The following is a 17,521-nucleotide window of genomic DNA, read 5'->3' as shown; positions in this document are numbered from 1 at the left end:
TTACTATTTTACAATAATTACCTATCAATCTCACCAAAGACTATGTCGAGTGAACCGATAATTGCTGCAATGTCAGCAAGCATGTGTCCTTTTGCCATGAAATCTAAGGCCTGTAAATGCGCAAAGCCAGGTGCTCTTATTCGACATCTATAAGGTCTATTGGTACCATCTGAAACTATATATACTCCAAACTCACCTTTTGGTGCCTCAACAGATGTGTAAGCTTCACCTTCTGGCACATGATATCCTTCTGAATAAAGCTTAAAATGATGAATCATAGCCTCCATAGATTCTTTCATTTCTGCTCTTGGCGGTGGAGAAATTTTTCTATCTTCAGTTTTTATTGGCCCTTTAGGAATTTTCTCTATGCATTGCTTCACCAAGCTAATAGATTGCCTAATCTCCGCCATTCTTACTAAATAACGGTCATAACAGTCACCATTTTGGCCGATAGGTATATCAAAATCTAACTGATCATATATCTCATATGGCTGGCTTTTTCGCAGATCCCAAGCAAGCCCAGCAGCACGGAGCATTGGTCCACTAAAGCCCCAATCAAGCGCCTGTTTTATTGATATTTCACTAATTCCTACAGTGCGTTGCTTCCATATCCTATTTTCCGTTAAAAGTTCATCAACATCATCTATATACTTTGGAAATTGCTCTATAAATTTTGCAATATCTTCAATCAAACCTTCTGGGATATCTGCTGCAAGTCCACCTGGCCTTATATAAGCTGCGTGAAATCTTGCACCTGAGGCCCTTTCATAGAACTCGAGTATTTTTTCTCTCTCTTCAAAGAGCCATAAAAGAGGAGTCATCGCCCCAACATCAAGTGCTTGAGAAGAGATATTTAGTAAATGATTTAGTATTCTTGTCAGCTCACAAAATAGAACACGCAAATATTTTGCCCTAATCGGAACTTCGCACTGCAATAATTTCTCTACACATAACGAATATGCATGCTCTTGTGACATTGGTGACACATAATCAAGGCGGTCAAAGTAAGGCAGAGCTTGAAGATATGTTTTATGTTCTATCAATTTTTCAGTGCCACGGTGCAAAAGCCCAATATGGGGGTCTGCTCTCTCGATCACTTCACCATCCATCTCTAAAACAAGTCGTAGCACCCCATGTGCAGCTGGGTGCTGAGGACCAAAATTTAGCATCATTGTCTTTAGATCAGGCATGCTTTGGTAGCTTAAGGTATTGGAATTGTATAGGGTAAAATGTGCTTAAAGTCAATAGGCTTCTTGTACAAGCTATAACTCATCGTTACAATAGAAAAACTCTCAAAAACTTCACCACTTCTTCATGATCTGATAGACAATGTTTATGTGTCACATACAATTATTGCACTTATGTTGATCAAGGCAGCGAAATTATGTATAGATAATTTTGATTGAGAAATAGTTTTTCTACTATATAAATTCTACTTTAGAGTAATCAAAATTAATGAAAGATAATAAATATAGTTTAGGTTTAAGGATCATTCATTGGTTAATGTCTGCTCTTATTATTGGTATGCTTTGTTCTGGACTATACATGAAAAATTTGCCGATTAGCAGTGAAATTAAATTCAGCATATACGCTGTTCATAAGGCTTGTGGTATCACCGTTCTTGGATTAATTATAGTACGTATATTTTTTCGCGTCTTTACTTATGTTCCGCCATTACCAGCCAATTTTTCTCGATTTGTAATCAATGCGAGCAAAACGATACACTTTGGTTTATATGCTTTGATGGTGCTAATGCCACTATCTGGTTATGTCATGTCTTCTGCTTCTAGCAAAGAGATCAAATATTTTTTCCATATCCCTTTATTAATCAACCATAATGAAGATCTAGCTAGTGCAGCTAATCAGTTACACTCGATACTTGCATATTTTATGATACTCTTTATAGCCTTGCATATAATTGGTGCTTTAAAACACACATTTATAGATAAACAAAACATTTTTAAACGTATGATATAGGTTATATGTTAAGTAGCCTCTGGAAAAAAGGAACAAATTTTCTCGGTAGTGAGTTTGCCATAATGGGTGGCGCTATGAGCTGGGTTTCAGAGAGAAATTTGGTTTCAGCAATCTCAAATGCTGGTGGATTTGGCGTGATTGCTTGCGGTGCAATGTTTCCAGACTTACTGAAAAAAGAAATCATAGAGACACAGAAATTAACTAACAAACCATTTGGTGTAAATCTAATTACTATGCACCCAAAGTTGAGTGAGTTGATAGATGTGTGCATTGAAACGAAAGTAAGCCATATAGTGCTTGCCGGTGGACTACCAACGAAGCCTAATATAGAAAAAATCAAGAGTGCGGGCATTGAAGTTATGTGTTTTGCACCAGCATTAAGCCTCGCGAAAAGGTTAGTAAAAATGGGAGTAGATGCGTTAATAATAGAAGGTATGGAAGCAGGAGGACATATCGGTCCTGTTAGCACTTCTGTTCTCGCACAAGAGATATTACCTCATTTTAAAAATGAGAAAACACCGGTGTTTGTTGCAGGTGGAATAGGAAGAGGCGAAATGATAGTGAACTACCTAGAAATGGGAGCAAGTGGCTGTCAAATAGGTACATTATTTGTCTGCACGAATGAGTCAATCGCTCACAAAAATTTTAAAGAAGTATTCATCAAATCAGCTGCGCGTAATGCTGTATCTTCTGTGCAGATTAGTGCTGATTTCCCTGTAATTCCAGTAAGGGCTATAGTTAACAAAGCAAGTGACGATTTTATGGAGCATCAAAGAGACATTATTGATAAATATCAAAATGGAGAAATCTCAAAAGAAAATGGGCAGCTTGAAATAGAAAAGTTCTGGGCTGGAGCCTTAAGAAGGGCAGTAATTGATGGAGATGTTGAAACAGGATCTTTAATGGCCGGTCAAAGTGTTGGCATGGTTGATAGAGAAAAGCCTGTAAAAGAAGTGATAGATATGTTAGTTCAACAGGCAAGCAATTATGTTGAAATGTAAAATCAGTAATCAGCAAAGAAAATAGTTAGCAAATTGCTATAATTATCCGCAATAAGGCATAACTGCCCAGTTTTAATCTAAAATTAACGCTAAAGAGGTATTCATACATTTTGTTATGTATGGAGAAATGTTATGCTAAGTCGTTTTGCAAAACATCAGAAGAGTAAAGAAGATATTAATCAACAATTGTACAATGCTATATACAAAAAGGTCACAAAAAAAACACATAATAATGAAAGTCCAAAAAAGGGAGATAGGACTATCACAGAATGCATAGAATTGTTCAACAAAGGAGCTGCTCCCAACGTATTAATTGAATTAGAAAAGTCATTGAGAAAACAAGAAGAATGTTATAAATATTATATTGACAACTTCCTTCCAGCATTGAAAACAAAAGTGATAGAGTCAGAGGAATTAATGAAATCTTCAGTACTTAACAATGAAGAAAAATCATCACAAAGATCACCAACAAGAAGAGGAAAAATATTAGAAATAATTTTAGAGATTACAGGGATTACTAATAAAAGTAGTGACAAAGATCATTCTAGTAGCACTATTCAAAATCAGAAAAGTCTTAGAAGTAATCAAGCAAATAGACAAAATAATACTATGGAACTATTTAACAAAAAAAGTCTTTCTGGTGAAGTTGAAATTCCCAAAAATTCAGGTATTAATCCTCTGGAAAAGGATTCTTTAGCTAAGGGTGTAAGTGGAAAAGGAACCCCTGGAATATATAATTCCTTGAGAAGTTCAGGTCGTTATGATGCTTCAACAATTCTTACATCAAAACAACCGCAAGCAAGAAAGAAGATCACACAATCACAATTGAATAGTCAATCTGATCTTTCGATTGATAGTAAAGATTTAAAAAATGAAAAGCCTAATATAACTGTGAATGCTGTAGAAGTGCCAAGTGGTGCAAATACTTCTAAACTCAGTAGTAGTAGTAGTGATTTAGATAGTGGAATAAATTCATCTAGCTTGGCATCAAGTAGCAGAAGGAACAGCTTAACTTCAGTAACAAGCATTTCATCTGAGGAAAGTGTACACTTAAAATTAAACCCTGCTGAGGAAGATAATAGTTTGCAACTAGAAGATGAAGGAAAAACAAAATTAGCACATCCGAACAAAACAAGGCCCAAAGGCCCAAGCGGAAGAAGATCCCCTTCTAAACATTATAAGAAGACTGAAGAAGGGCCTCATTGTGTGATCTCAGTGACAGGCAGTAAGGTAAAAGATACAATGCAATCCAATAATTATGAAAATAATAGTAAAATTAAACAACTCAATAACAAAAACCTTCACGTCGCACTTGTAACAAGTTCTGCTCTCTTAGCAATAGGGTGCATTTTTGCAGGAGCAATGACATCAGGATTAGTAGGAGCAGGACTGTTTGTGGTGGCTGCAGTGTTTGCTACAGCTGCAGCAGTTGAATTGCGTTCAAACTTTCTATCAAGTAAATTGACATCCATTAATGTGAGTCCTCTTGTTGACGATAAAAAGCTTGCGGCGTGGTAAAAATTAAATATGAGTTACTTATGGTGAGCAAGTGAATTCGGTTCTTGCCTATTGATGTAAAAATTGTTACAGTTAAGGAGTATCTTAAAGGTATTTAGCTGATGCGTATTCAATTGGGTAAAGTTTTTGCTATTGTAGCCCTGTTAAGTTTTATCTTCATGTCATGTTCTAGCAAAGCAAGTGATGAATTGAAAAATATACCAGGAACGTTGAAAGAACTTATTTCTTCATTTTCAGTTAAAGATACTATGGAAAATATGAATCCTTCGACAATTATAGGGTTATGTATAGCTACAGTGATACTTGCAGTAGTGTTCAGAGGTCTAATTTTCTTCATGATACTGTTTGGTGTACTGATCATGATGTTTGGGAGTACAGAAAAAGCAACAGATTACTTGAAAGAAAAATTCAACTTTGCAAAAGATATAAAATTACAGCCCGACAGCGAAAAAAAAGATAAAAATTAAGATAGTATTTTTATGTTTTTTAATTATCTTTTTATTGAATACACATAATGTTGTATGCAACCAAAAGTACCAGCCACTAGCTCTAATTCTGAAAAAAAGAACAATTTAGCGTTACTAGAAAGTATTAATTTAGATTTTATCCCTTATGCTTGCCACTACGATGAAGAAACTATACTAACAAAACAGGGGGAATTGTTAAAAATAATCAAATTAGAAGACTATTCTTCAGTTGATAACTATGGTGATCTTAGAACTGAAATTAGAAAAAGTATATCAAAAAATATCAAGAGTTTATATTTTACCGTTTGGATTCACACTGTCCGTAAGCGCAATAAACTGAGCTTACAGTGGAATAAAACTGCAGACTTTTCCGATCAGCTACACTCAACGTGGTTTAATAAACTAGTTGATAGTAAACTACAGTATATAAATGAATTGTACATTGTGGTGTTACTTAGTGATTTTGGCAAAAATATTAATAATGCATTTTTTTTTGGCGGGATAAAGAATAGGCACAAGTTATTTTTACAAAAAAATCATCAAGAATTACAAAAAATAACTGACCTGATTCAAAAAGATTTAGAACCTTTTGGAGCTAAAAAACTGGGCCTTAGGTCTAGTGAAGGCAAAATATATTCTCAAATGATGGAATTTCTCCATTACATTATTACATTAACGCACAAAGATTATCCAATATGTGAAAGGGATCTATCGCAGCATGTGAAAAACCTAAAAGTAGCTTTCGGTTTCAATAAATTTCAAACATCGTTTGAAGGTCAACAGAAGTTTGGTTCTATTTTTTGCATAAAGGAATATCGAGAAATCCCCTTAGAAAATATAGATAGGTGTTTGCAACTTGACTCTGAGCTTATCATCACAGAAATAATAATATTTACTAGTAATAATAAAGCAGTAAAAGAATTCAAAAAACAAATTAATATACTGCAAATCAGTGAGGACAATACCTTACTTCAAAACTCAGGAATAAATGAAATAATAGAGCTTGAAAAAATTTCTGCTATGGATTTTTGTCAACAGAAAATTATTGTTACAATCTTTGCAGATGATAAGAATAGGTTAGCTAAAAATATCAGCGATTTATCCTCTGTAATGTCGTTAATCGGGTTGATGATGTTTAGAACTGATCTGCACATGGAAAATCATTTTTGGGCACAGCTTCCTGGAAACTTTGCTTTTGTTACACAACCAAAAAATATATTAGAAAAATATGCTTGCAGCTTTGCTATGTTGCATGATTTTACATCAGGTACGTTAAAAGGAGGAAGATGGAAAGAAGCAGTAACAGTTTTTTTTTCAAAAAAAGGCAGTCCTTACTTTTTTAACTTTCATGGAAAGAAAAATAATGGTCATACCACAATACTTGGAGCTCCAAATTCAGGTAGAACCTCACTGATCAATTTCTTACTTTCGGAATCAAGAAAATTTAACCCTAGGATTGTTATATTGGATAATACTGGAAAATCAATAATATTTACTAAAGCAGTAAGCGGCCAATATTACATAATTGATCCAAAATATAAAGATAAAAGTCTAAAATTTAACCCACTGAACATTGAAGATAGTGCTTCTAATCGCAATATGCTTGTTGAATTGATCAAAAGGATGGTTGCAAATGCAAGTTTGGTAGACGTAGAAGAAAAGACAAAAAAAATTGTAGATTTTATATTTGCTATACCAAGAGAATCACGATCTATTTCTCAAATTTCTGAAGTGCTTTTACTTCTTGGAGGCAAAATAAGTAAATGGTGTGGTGAAGGTGAATTTGCTTACTTATTCCAAGATGGTGATGAGTCAGATATTGACTGGGGAACAAAAACTATATCCCTCAATACTGCAAATCTCACTAAGCAAAAAGAATGTATGTCCGTGATACTTTACTATTTCTTATACTCTTTCGAAGCAAAATGTGATGGCTCACCTGCAATACTTGTTTTGGATGAAGCATGGGAGATAAGTAATATTTTTCCTACAGAGGGAGAGTTTGACGACTGGATGCAAAGAATGACAAAGTTAAATGTTGTAGTAATTCTAAGTACTGAAAACTTAAACCTAGCATTTGCTAGCAAGTTTACTCAATATTTAGATAAGCATGTCGATACCAGGATTCTGATGCCGAACATCAATGCAAACAGATTATACATGAAGGCATTTTCTCTGTCGAAAGAGGAACTGAATGTCATTTTGCAAACACCAACACAGGAAGGTTTATTTTTGATAAAGCAATACAAAGGTTTAGTAACTTTAAATCTAGATTTGAAGAATATGAAAGAAATACATGTACTTTCAGCTAATAAAGAGACTATAAAGTATATGTATGAAGCAATAAAGGAAAAAGGCGAAAAAGTGAGTAGGTGGTTACCGGCGTTCTATGAAAAATGTAAAGCTTAATTTTTTATTGATATTCTCCTTGATATTTTGTCTTTCTTATCAAGGATATGCTGATTGTCCAACATTTGTAAAAAGTAATACTGAAATTGAAGCTACAGGAAGTAAAGCAGGAAAAGGTATTGCGAATTTTTTTAAAGGCAAGTGGAGCGATTTAGATTTTGACGAAAAATTATTGCAATTTATTAAAGTTACAGCAGTAAATAATCAGGGACCAGAAGGTTACTTCGATCCAAAGATTAAGGTCTGCGATTACGAAGGGAACGACAACTGTTATATATTATCCAGTGGAACATTCTGCCGCCAGATATATGGAACGCAGAGTACAGGAGCTGGAGTTTCTGCAGCAGCTTTTATAGATTGGGAAGGAGATAAAACAAAAGCTGGAGGAGAAATTGCCCAAGGTCTTGGATGGGAATGGGCAGATGGTGTTACTGATGAAGAAAAAGTAAAATTTGCTAATTCTCCTAAGATATGTGCTTGTAGTCAAAAAGGGGCTTGTATGTCAGGAATTTCTTCATGGGGCTCTAGAGTATTTTCTGGGGAAAATATTTTTCGTCCTGGAGAGATGGAAAAAGTTTGCGATACCTGCTATCAAACCAAAGTACAATGTGTGCCTGTACCACTTGCACCTGGCCCACCTCCATTTTGTGAACAACTTGCGATGTCACCACCACAAGTTAGAATTGTCCCTATAACAAATGAAGAAAATGATTATTTCCATCAAAGAGTTGGAGTCATTATTGGTGAGCTGAAGGAAAGAAGAGAGCTACCTTTTCCACGCGTTATTTCAAGTAATAAAAACATTCAAAGTGCTACATACTCTATTCCAGATAAAGATACCCACCATCACTTTAAAACTTATAGAAAAAAAGGTCAGCTCTGCACTGAATATTATGGTACTGAGAGAGAAGAGTCCAAAAGAAAATTACAATTTCCTGCTCGCTGCTTCCCAGCGCCACCTGCTCCAAAGATTGAAGAAGTGAGCATACCAAAGCCTAATGAGGGTAAAGGCGAAAATACGCTAAAAGTAAAAATGAAGATGAGTGAGAACGTTTGTACTTATGACGCACGTGGAACTCACAGTAATGGCATCTGTACTTTTTATGTTAATAAAAATTCTCCTACATATGTTGGCCATCTACCTTTAAAAGTAGTAAAGCCAGCAATAGTGGCAAAAACAACTGATAGCAGTAACAGTAAAAGCGACATCGATAGCGTAATAGAAGGTATATTAAAAAATAATTCGCAATTTGAAGTTCTAGAAAAATATGGATATGTTCCCGATATTGAAACAGAATGTAAAGAGCTTCAGAATGGTAAGTGCAAACTAGATGGCTCAGGATATCCAAAAGTAGAAATAAAATATAAAGAAAATCCTAAAAGTAAAATGCTATGCCTTTCTGGTTGGCAGCCAGAACCGGAGGAATTCGTTCTTGAAAAAGGAAGTGAGCTAATATCACTGAAGTCAATGAGAGCAAGCTATGCTAAACACAATACTGTTTACTCGAAAGAATCAAATCAATCTTATTATTTTCCTTGCAAAAAAGGGGGAATTATTGAATTAGTTGATGTTTTAGCAAAGCCACAAGATGCACTGAATAAAATAATATTCAATAAGAAAGGATATATTTCTATTCCTGAAGAAAATAAGCCTAGAGACAATTGCATGGCAAAAGAGGATAAAGAGGTAGATACAAAACAAAATTGTGACAAATGCAAAATAGTATATGAGTTAACAGATGGAAAGTATGAAGAAAAAAACTGTAATCACGGTGATGATGGTTGCCTCTGCTTTGATGGAGTATGTAGTCGCTCAACACAGTATGTAGATAAGAATGATAAACTATTTTACTTAAGATATGAAGAAGTGGATTGCAAGGATAAGGATGGTAAAACAGTAAAAAACGAGAAAGGTGAAATACAAAAGTGCACACAATTAAAAAATCAACCGATTAAAGCAAATAGAACAGAAGTCTTTTATGCTGATAAATTGTGTAGGTTCGATTTAGATGGTTTAAAAAAGAGATTGCGTGAAATAATAATAGCACAATTGAAACATAAGAAGAAGATTATTGAAGACAGGGATCAAAAACTTTATGAGCTTGGAGATGGCTATACAGATGATCTGTCAATGTATGATTACGTTGAAATAGAAGCATGGGGAGGTGGTGAAGCTGGTCATATAGCTGATAAAGCTCAGTCTACTGTAAGTAGACTAGGAATGCCAGGTGATTACATTAAAGCTAAACTGAGAGTCAACCCTAGTTATCCATATATTAAAGTAAAAGTGACAGAAGGAGGTGGTGGACAAGAAGATGATGAATCTAACAAGGATGGGAGACCAACTTTAATAAAAATGTGCAGAGACTCTTCAGAAACAATTTGTAAAGATTTAATTACTGTTGCAGGCGGAGGTACATACAGAACCTATGGGGGAAGGGATTACAAAGATACAATAATTCATGAACAAAGTTTAAAATTAAAAGAAGAAATTAAGAAAGGGGACAAGCTAAACTCTAGTAAAGATAATAAAATAGCATATATAGAAAATGGTGAGATTGGGTATAAAGATGTAACAAAATGTAGTAAAAACTACGTGAATAAAACATATGGTGCTGGTGGTTGTATCAACGAAAGCAGCAAAAGTTATAGCAAGGGCGCTCCTGGTTACGCAAACATTAAACCTATATTTGAGGAAATTAATGAAAAAAGAGTAAAAAAAATAGATGATGCTATTGAAAAAATGATACAAAATCCAGATGATATCACAGGTATTGATGATTCCTTAATAAATAAACTTGATCAAAAGATTATTGATACAATTAAAGAAGAAATTAGAAAAGAATTGTTAGGATTATAGTCAAAGGACCCTGATGGTTGCAAATGGGGTAAAGTTGAATTTACATCACTGAGAGTATCTGTTCAGATGCATGTCAAACCAGTGTTTCTTTTCTTGTATCTCAGTTCCCATAATGTCATCCCAGTGCGTGACACCCATTTCTTTCTAGTGCTTCCTTCCTTGTCATCACAGCTTCCATAATGTCATTCCAGTGCTTGACACTGGAATCCATGTAAATTTAACTGGACGCCAATGTCACAAACTAGTTTTCTCATCTATCTTATTTTGCTACTCTGCTGAACAGATACGTCAATTTTATCTACTGATGAGCTAGGTTTGTTGTTCTTCACATGTTGTGACAAAAGCTCCTTAACTCCTTTTTTCACAAGAAGTACTGAATTTGTATCCTTTTCAAGCATAAAAACTGTAGAGTTTTCAATTATCTCAGCTATTTGTAAAGGAGTATCTCCTGAATGGTTTTTAATATTAGCATCAGCTCCTTTTGCTAATAGTAATCTTGCTATTTCTTTGCGGCCTGTTATAGCTGCTATATGTAGAGGTGTATTGCCAATCTTATCGCCAATATTGACATTTATTCCTTCTATACTAAGTAATAACTCAACTATTTTCTTATGGCCATTCTTGATAGCTACACTTAAAGGATCTCTATCGACATTACAGCCATTGACCTTAGCACCATTATCAAGAAGCAACTTGACTACTGCTTCATGCCCATTCTGAGCAGCTAGATACAAGGGTGTGACATTATTTTTTTTATCTACTATGTTAACATCAGCATTTTTTGTGCTAATTAATAGTTCAACTATTTCAGTATGTCCGTTCTGAGAGGCTAAGTACAGAGCTGTTATACCAAATTCATTGTCTTTAGCATCAATCTCAATTTCTTGAGTATTAAGTAACACCTTTACAACTTCTACAAGTCCATTTTGAGCAGCAATATGTAAAGGTGTCTTACCATCAGTACAGTCTTTTATATTGGGATCAGCTCCCGCTTTAATTAACTCCTCTACTATAGCTTTGCTTTTAGCTACAACAGCAAAGTGTAAAACTGTACTGCCTTTAGTAGTTCTTGCATGAATATTAGCTTCTTTACTGATTAGTAACTTTACTACGTCTAAATGTCCTGAATAAACAGCAAAATGCAAGGCTGTAAATCCTTTTTTATCCTTGATATTGATATCAGTTTTTACATTAAGTAATAACCTAACTTCATTTATGTTACCATTATAAGCGGCTTGATGTAATAGAATATTTTCAACCGGGAGCGATTGAGTGCTGAACATATTTACCTCTATATAATAGTATGCCTAGTGGTACTACATCAAAACAAGGAACATTCAAGAAAAATTTTTTGCATCTGGCAATCTATTTTCTCTATTCTAATATATACAAACTCTTTAAACCCACCTTGTAATCAGGATAAACTAGAGAGACACCAAGGTCTTTTTTAATTTTAGTATTGCTTACTTTTTTTGACCCTAAATAAAAACCCCGTGCGTAATTTGGTACGGAAGAGATCTCAACTGGCTCTGGAGGGCTAATATTGAGAAGCTCGGCTGCATACGTGACCACTTCAGATTGCGTAGCAGGTAAATCATCTGCACAATTGTATATCTCATAAGGCTTTATATTTTGCATGGAAGAAAATAAAATATTCGATATATCTTCAACATGAACACGAGAAAAAATTTTTTTCACATTTCTTGCTTTGCCAAGCTGCAGGTCAATTAGCGCATTTCTACCAGGACCATATATCCCAGCCAAACGAAAAATATGTACAGGCAATTTGCTACTTAGCCACTTCTTTTCAGACTCAAGGCGCTTTTCTCCTCTAATTTCTATAGGCTTTGTTTCAGATTCCTCATTCACCCAATTACCACAGTGGTCACCATAAACATTAGTTGCAGACAGATAACCAAGCCATTTAATATTCTCCAGACAATGACCGTATCTCTCCATAACATCATCGCCGTCTGGAGGAATAGAAACTAAAACATGCGTTACGCTTTTAAGCAGATCTTGATCAACCTTTTCATAATCAAAAAGTTGTATATCTTTATTTCTTGATGTACCGTTAACTTTCCAGCCTAAATTTAGCAATTTTTTCGATAGAAATTTAGCTACATATCCGTAACCAAAGCAAAACAAGTGCATGGAAATTAATTTCCAAAATTCTTCTTGATAAACTCAACCCCTAACCTTATTCCTTCTTCATTAATAATATGGCCTAGTCCATGAATTGGGTATCCTTGAGCGTTTACTCCATTTTCTTTCAGAGCTTTAACCGCTAAATCAAGGGACGAAAAAGGTACCACATCATCAGCGTCACCATGAATAATACATATGTTAGGTTTTGATTTGATCTCCGGTGCAGTTTTTGAAGGCGAAAGAAATCTACCAGAATACGCAACAACTGACGCACAAGACTGAAGCCGGGTAAGAGCCACATGTATTGCAAGCATTGCCCCTTGAGAAAATCCAACTAAAGAAAGCTGAGTATCTTTTAAATTAAGCTCCTTTAATTTTGTATCAATAAAATGATTTACAATTGATGCAGCATTTTTCACCCCATTATATAGTGCTTCTTCACTACGATCCTCTAAACTAAACCACTGATAACCATCACCTATTTCCCTCTCAAACGGAGCATTCGGTACCACAAAACATGAATCGGGTAAAAATTTGCTCATAACTTTAGCAAGGTGAGCGAAATTATCGCCACTTGAACCCCAACCATGAAAAAAAATAATCAAATTTTTCTTATTTCCATTTGGACAAATTTCTTGGCTTTGTAGTTCAATCATCTCTTCATCCCTTTATGTTTATATTTAACTTTATGGTAATACTAAATTTGAGGAACAAGACCTCACTACTGCTATAGCTCTTTGATATGAATAAATACTACTTAGCTTCAACTTTCTCTATCAATTTCTTGACCAAGCCTCTCAATCTTCTGCTGGAATCATCAAGCTCTTGAATTTGTGAAGCATCTTTTCCCATGAGCTCTTTGTGATTACTCTTTATGTAATCATACATTTCCTTCATCTGAGCAATCATCTTGTTGATATCCATACCACCCATATCAGGTATCATGCTAGGCATATTTCCTTCTAGCATACCGCCAGCCATAAGTTGCTGAGACATTTGCATGAATGGCTTTAAGGTCTGTTGAAGCAAATTAGGGTCGCTTGCCAATTTTTCTATTTGCTCTTTGCAAGTATCCATGTACTGCTTCATAAATTCATCATCTTGCATTTTATCTGTCATAATTACACCTATTTGAAACTAATATTATATATTGTTTTTAATTAAAAACAATACAAGAACAACTATATTAATACTTTATTAAATGACAAATTAACTATTTTAAAGATTCACATACTCTCTTTAACCATTCCTTATCTTTTATACCATTTTCTATATTTTTATAAACAAATTGGTGATAGCTATTTATCCATTTAACTTCATCTTCAGTAAGCATTTGTATATCTATTAGCTTTTTATCATAAGGAACAGAGGTCAAGTGTTTAAAGCTTAAAAAGACGTTTTCTCGCCTTTCAATATACATCAGATTCTCAATTCTTATTCCATACTTTCCTGGAATATAATAACCAGGCTCGTTAGAAAGTATCATGCCTGGAATGAGTTCCACTTTATTTCCCCTTGATATTGCTTGCGGTCCTTCGTGTACCGAAAGGTAACTTCCTACTCCATGTCCTGTACCGTGCATGTAATCCATTCCAAATTTCCATAAATGTATACGCGCTAATATGTCCAATTCTCCACCAGTGGTGCCAGAAGGAAAGACTGCACTTGCTATCGAAATGTGAGCTTTTAGTACTATTGTGTAGTGAGCCCGTTGCTCATTAGTTGGATTGCCAACTGCTATAGTTCTTGTAATATCGGTTGTACCATCAAGGTACTGACCACCAGAATCGATCAAATATATTCCATCTTTTTTAATAGCTTTATTTGTCTTATTGCTTGCACGGTAATGAATGATTGCTCCATTCTCGTTGAATGCTGAAATTGTTGGAAAACTCGGTTGCTTAAACAAATTCTGCTCTTTTCTGTATTCTAAAACTTTTTCTTCAGCTTCAAGCTCAGTAATTTCACTGTCAATATTGTTTTCAAGCCAATATAGAAAATTTGTAACTGCTACTCCATCTTTGATGTGCGCAATTATAGCTCCAGTTATTTCAGTTTGATTTTTTACTGCTTTGTGAATCAAACAAGGATCCTCCTTTTCAATTATCTGCTTATTTTCTATTAGACCTCTTTCATTACTTATTGTCATCCCAGTGCTTGACACTGGGATCCATGCTTTTTTATTTCTGGTCAAGCACTGGGATGACACCGAAGCTGATTTTTCATTTAAATAATGGTTATACAAGGGATCTATTGCATTCATAATGCTCATTGGAGTCGTGCTTGGATCTATCACCACCAAATTTAACTTATGTAGTGAATTTTCTAGCTCACTAATATCAAAAACATTTATATGGTTATCAAAATTTGCTTCTATAGTTGAATGTTCTTTATCTTGAATAAATAAATCAACATTGGCATTTTTATACAATATAGCACGACCCAATATACAAGGAGTATATTCAGCACTTTCATTTCTTAAATTTAATAACCACGAAATTGAATTTGGATCAGTCAGAAGCACTGCTTCAGCCTCTATGTTTTTAGCTACTCTTTCACATTTATCCTTACCACTCTCACCAGATACATGTGAGACTATTGTTTGTGCTTTATGACTACTATCTTTTTTAATTAAGTATGGTACTAGTTTACAAATGCCTTCATATTTTCTTATGTCCTTCATAGTAAAATATTGCGGATAGTAACCCAGTGAGGTAGTCAATGTTAAGTTTGCTTTTACCCATTTGTGTGGATCCTCTTCTTGTATATTATATACTCGAAAACTGCCCTGATCGAGCTGACTGCGAGCTTGTATGATATAGCGTCCATCTGTAAAAAATGGGCACTTATTACTCTTTGTAACGATAAGTAGCCCATTTGTTCCCGTGAAGCCACATAACTCTGCTAACTCTTTTGAATATTCATTTAAATACTCGTCTTTAGTATGCAACATAAATGCATCAACATTTATTTCGTGCATAAAAGAGCGAAATTCTTCGATTTTTGACATGTTACGCAGAATTAGCAGCTATTTTCGTTTTCTTATTCCTAAGGTACACTAATATGCTAACTATTGCTGCTGGAGTGATGCCCTGTATTTGCTTTGCAATGCCAATTGTTGCTGGTTTTATTGATTGCAACTTCTCTATCACTTCAGTTGACAAGCCTTTAATCTGTGAGTAGTTGAAATTAGTTGGAATTTGAGTATTAACTTCCTCTTGTAGAAACTTCATATCGGCTTCTTGTCTTACTAAATAAGGCTTGTATTTTGCTTCAATTGCAACTGCTTCATATATTTCATTCTTGGCTATGCTATCAGTTATAGTGTTATTCCAGCACATGACGCTGGAATCTACATTTTTTTCAGTGTCAACTGCATCCATTCTATCATCATTCAAGTACTGGATTCCAGTGTCAGCTACTTGGATGACAGGAAGAGGTGCTTTGGTGTTATGCAAGTAGCTGACACTGGAATCCATGTTTAACTCTGGCCATATTTCTCGTAATTTATTCCAGTCAATATTTGGATAACCGAGCAAATCTAATGCTGTTTTTCTTATTCCATCATAAGATATTTTAATGCCATAGGACCTGAGCTGCTCAGGAGTAATTGTTAGGCTCTCTAATTTCTCCTCAAGTTGCTTAATGGATTTAAGTTTACCCTGCAAAACAGAGTATCTCTCATGCGACACAAGAGAGATGTCATAACCTTTTTGTGTCAATCTTCTATCTGCATTATCTGACCTGATTGCCAGTCTATATTCTGCACGCGAGGTGAATAATCTGTAAGGCTCAGCAATTCCCTTAGTGACCAAGTCGTCTATCATTACACCGATATATGAGTCTGTACGATGAAGAACAAAACTTTTTTGAGATAAAGAGAGTGCTGCATTGATTCCGACAATAATTCCCTGCCCGGCCGCTTCTTCATATCCAGTGGTACCATTAATTTGACCAGCAAAATATAGTCCTTTAACTTTCTTAGTTTCGAGAGTATGAAATAGCTCTCGTGGATCGATATAATCGTATTCAACTGCATATCCAGGTCTTAATATTTCTGCATTTTCAAGCCCTTTTATACTCTTTATCATTTCATACTGCACTTCGATGGGCAATGAATTTGAAATTCCATTTGGATATATAGTGTTATCATCAATCCCTTCTGGTTCTAGAAATATTTGGTGATTATTTTTTTCTGCAAATTTTTTAACTTTAGTTTCAATTGATGGGCAGTATCTTGGTGCAATAACGTTATCTAAATATGAAGAAGCTGATCTGTGAAGATTCTCTCGAATTACTTTGTGTGTATGTTCATTAGTATGAGTAATAAAACATGAAACCTGAGGCTGGTTAATTTTCTCTGTAAGATAAGAAAATGGTGTAGGTGGATTGTCACCCACTTGTTCTTGTAATACCGACCAGTTTATAGTGCCACGATCAAGCCTCGGTGGAGTTCCGGTACGTAATCTGCCCAGTTTAAAATCATACTTCTTTAGCGTGTTTGCAAGCTCTATTGCAGGTTTATCTCCCATTCTTCCAGAAGGAGTTGTTTGCTCTCCGATATGAATCACACCACGCAAAAAAGTTCCTGTAGTTAAAACAACTTTATTTGTCAGTATACGTTCACCCGAACTTGTTATTACAGCTTTTATATAAGATTCCCCGTTGTTGTCACTCTCTATAAGAAAATCGTCAACTGACTCTTCTTTTACCGTCAAATTGTTATAATTTAGAATAATTTCCTGTATTGCTTTTTTATATAATTTTCGTTCTGCCTGTGCACGTGGTCCCCATACTGCTGCACCTCTGCTGCTATTTAAAATGACTGAGTGTATGCTTGCTCGGTCGATAGCTCTTCCCATTATTCCATCAAGAGCATCAACTTCCCTCACCACAACACCCTTTGCAACTCCTCCAATTGCTGGATTACAGGACATCTCTCCTATAGTTGAAATTTTATGAGTTATAAGTAGCGTGTTTGCACCAAGACGAGCTGAAGCTGCGGCTGCTTCACACCCGGCATGACCGCCACCTACTACCACTACATCGTACTTATGCATCTTCTTGAGTAATTCCTACTCTATAATATTCCAACTATCAGTGATTGATGTCAAATTTTACAGATTACAACATTGCACACT

General features: G+C 35.0%; 13 protein-coding genes. 6 read left to right on the top strand and 7 right to left on the bottom strand.

Annotation, left to right across the window (positions count from 1 at the left end; translation table 11 throughout):
- Window positions 1–17 precede the first annotated feature (17 nt).
- Window positions 18–1,190: an NADH-quinone oxidoreductase subunit D gene (locus ABWU45_RS01980; RefSeq protein WP_353278784.1), complete on the bottom strand. Its 1,173-nt coding sequence runs from the start codon at window positions 1,188–1,190 to the stop codon at window positions 18–20.
- Between the two features lie 265 nt (window positions 1,191–1,455).
- Here ABWU45_RS01980 and ABWU45_RS01975 point away from each other — a divergent pair, with 265 nt between their 5' ends.
- The 6 genes from ABWU45_RS01975 (at window position 1,456) to ABWU45_RS01950 (ending at window position 10,232) form a co-directional block, all read left to right on the top strand.
- On the top strand, window positions 1,456–1,977 hold the full coding sequence (locus ABWU45_RS01975; RefSeq protein WP_353278783.1) for a cytochrome b: 522 nt from the start codon (window positions 1,456–1,458) through the stop codon (window positions 1,975–1,977).
- Between the two features lie 5 nt (window positions 1,978–1,982).
- Entirely contained in the window at window positions 1,983–2,978 is a 996-nt protein-coding gene (locus tag ABWU45_RS01970; RefSeq protein WP_007302056.1) for an NAD(P)H-dependent flavin oxidoreductase, read from the top strand.
- 132 nt (window positions 2,979–3,110) lie between these two features.
- A complete protein-coding gene (locus ABWU45_RS01965) occupies window positions 3,111–4,496 on the top strand; it encodes a DUF350 domain-containing protein (protein WP_353278781.1) in 1,386 nt (461 codons plus the stop codon).
- A 101-nt stretch (window positions 4,497–4,597) separates the two neighbouring features.
- Window positions 4,598–4,963 carry a hypothetical protein gene (locus tag ABWU45_RS01960; RefSeq protein ID WP_264682951.1) on the top strand — a complete coding sequence of 122 codons (366 nt, stop codon included), beginning with the start codon at window positions 4,598–4,600 and terminating at the stop codon, window positions 4,961–4,963.
- Window positions 4,964–5,017: 54 nt separating this feature from the next.
- On the top strand, window positions 5,018–7,372 hold the full coding sequence (locus ABWU45_RS01955) for a type VI secretion protein (RefSeq protein WP_353278779.1): 2,355 nt from the start codon (window positions 5,018–5,020) through the stop codon (window positions 7,370–7,372).
- A complete protein-coding gene (locus ABWU45_RS01950; protein WP_353278777.1) occupies window positions 7,353–10,232 on the top strand; it encodes a hypothetical protein in 2,880 nt (959 codons plus the stop codon). Before ABWU45_RS01955 ends, ABWU45_RS01950 begins: the two co-directional genes overlap by 20 nt.
- A gap of 254 nt (window positions 10,233–10,486) precedes the next feature.
- On the opposite strand, the gene ABWU45_RS01945 is transcribed toward ABWU45_RS01950, so the two are convergent.
- The 6 genes from ABWU45_RS01945 to mnmG form a co-directional block, all read right to left on the bottom strand.
- Window positions 10,487–11,515, bottom strand: a complete 1,029-nt coding sequence (locus ABWU45_RS01945; RefSeq protein WP_264375802.1) for an ankyrin repeat domain-containing protein — start codon at window positions 11,513–11,515, stop codon at window positions 10,487–10,489.
- Window positions 11,516–11,606: 91 nt separating this feature from the next.
- Window positions 11,607–12,386 (bottom strand): SDR family oxidoreductase, encoded by a 780-nt coding sequence (locus ABWU45_RS01940; RefSeq protein WP_007302062.1) that lies wholly within the window; start codon window positions 12,384–12,386, stop codon window positions 11,607–11,609.
- Window positions 12,387–12,391: 5 nt separating this feature from the next.
- Window positions 12,392–13,036, bottom strand: a complete 645-nt coding sequence (locus ABWU45_RS01935) for an alpha/beta hydrolase (RefSeq protein ID WP_149168658.1) — start codon at window positions 13,034–13,036, stop codon at window positions 12,392–12,394.
- Between the two features lie 97 nt (window positions 13,037–13,133).
- Entirely contained in the window at window positions 13,134–13,499 is a 366-nt protein-coding gene (locus tag ABWU45_RS01930) for a hypothetical protein (protein WP_264330946.1), read from the bottom strand.
- Between the two features lie 94 nt (window positions 13,500–13,593).
- A complete protein-coding gene (locus ABWU45_RS01925) occupies window positions 13,594–15,390 on the bottom strand; it encodes an aminopeptidase P family protein (RefSeq protein ID WP_353278775.1) in 1,797 nt (598 codons plus the stop codon).
- A gap of 1 nt (window position 15,391) precedes the next feature.
- Window positions 15,392–17,440 (bottom strand): tRNA uridine-5-carboxymethylaminomethyl(34) synthesis enzyme MnmG, encoded by a 2,049-nt coding sequence (gene mnmG, locus ABWU45_RS01920; RefSeq protein WP_353278773.1) that lies wholly within the window; start codon window positions 17,438–17,440, stop codon window positions 15,392–15,394.
- Between the last annotated feature and the right edge of the window lie 81 nt (window positions 17,441–17,521).

The sequence above is a fragment of the Wolbachia endosymbiont (group B) of Longitarsus flavicornis genome, assembly GCF_964028135.1.
In the GTDB taxonomy this organism is placed as follows: Bacteria; Pseudomonadota; Alphaproteobacteria; order Rickettsiales; family Anaplasmataceae; genus Wolbachia.
Note: the sequence above shows the minus strand (reverse complement) of the source record. Positions and strands in the feature narration are given on the sequence as shown.

Bases quoted from the DNA above. Each gene is read 5' to 3' on its own strand.
- ABWU45_RS01980 (WP_353278784.1), bottom strand. From the start codon at position 1,190: ATGCCTGATCTAAAGACAATGATGCTAAATTTTGGTCCTCAGCACCCA.
- ABWU45_RS01975 (WP_353278783.1), top strand. From the start codon at position 1,456: ATGAAAGATAATAAATATAGTTTAGGTTTAAGGATCATTCATTGGTTA.
- ABWU45_RS01970 (WP_007302056.1), top strand. From the start codon at position 1,983: ATGTTAAGTAGCCTCTGGAAAAAAGGAACAAATTTTCTCGGTAGTGAG.
- ABWU45_RS01965 (WP_353278781.1), top strand. From the start codon at position 3,111: ATGCTAAGTCGTTTTGCAAAACATCAGAAGAGTAAAGAAGATATTAAT.
- ABWU45_RS01960 (WP_264682951.1), top strand. From the start codon at position 4,598: ATGCGTATTCAATTGGGTAAAGTTTTTGCTATTGTAGCCCTGTTAAGT.
- ABWU45_RS01955 (WP_353278779.1), top strand. From the start codon at position 5,018: ATGCAACCAAAAGTACCAGCCACTAGCTCTAATTCTGAAAAAAAGAAC.
- ABWU45_RS01950 (WP_353278777.1), top strand. From the start codon at position 7,353: ATGAAAAATGTAAAGCTTAATTTTTTATTGATATTCTCCTTGATATTT.
- ABWU45_RS01945 (WP_264375802.1), bottom strand. From the start codon at position 11,515: ATGTTCAGCACTCAATCGCTCCCGGTTGAAAATATTCTATTACATCAA.
- ABWU45_RS01940 (WP_007302062.1), bottom strand. From the start codon at position 12,386: ATGCACTTGTTTTGCTTTGGTTACGGATATGTAGCTAAATTTCTATCG.
- ABWU45_RS01935 (WP_149168658.1), bottom strand. From the start codon at position 13,036: ATGATTGAACTACAAAGCCAAGAAATTTGTCCAAATGGAAATAAGAAA.
- ABWU45_RS01930 (WP_264330946.1), bottom strand. From the start codon at position 13,499: ATGACAGATAAAATGCAAGATGATGAATTTATGAAGCAGTACATGGAT.
- ABWU45_RS01925 (WP_353278775.1), bottom strand. From the start codon at position 15,390: ATGTCAAAAATCGAAGAATTTCGCTCTTTTATGCACGAAATAAATGTT.
- mnmG (WP_353278773.1), bottom strand. From the start codon at position 17,440: ATGCATAAGTACGATGTAGTGGTAGTAGGTGGCGGTCATGCCGGGTGT.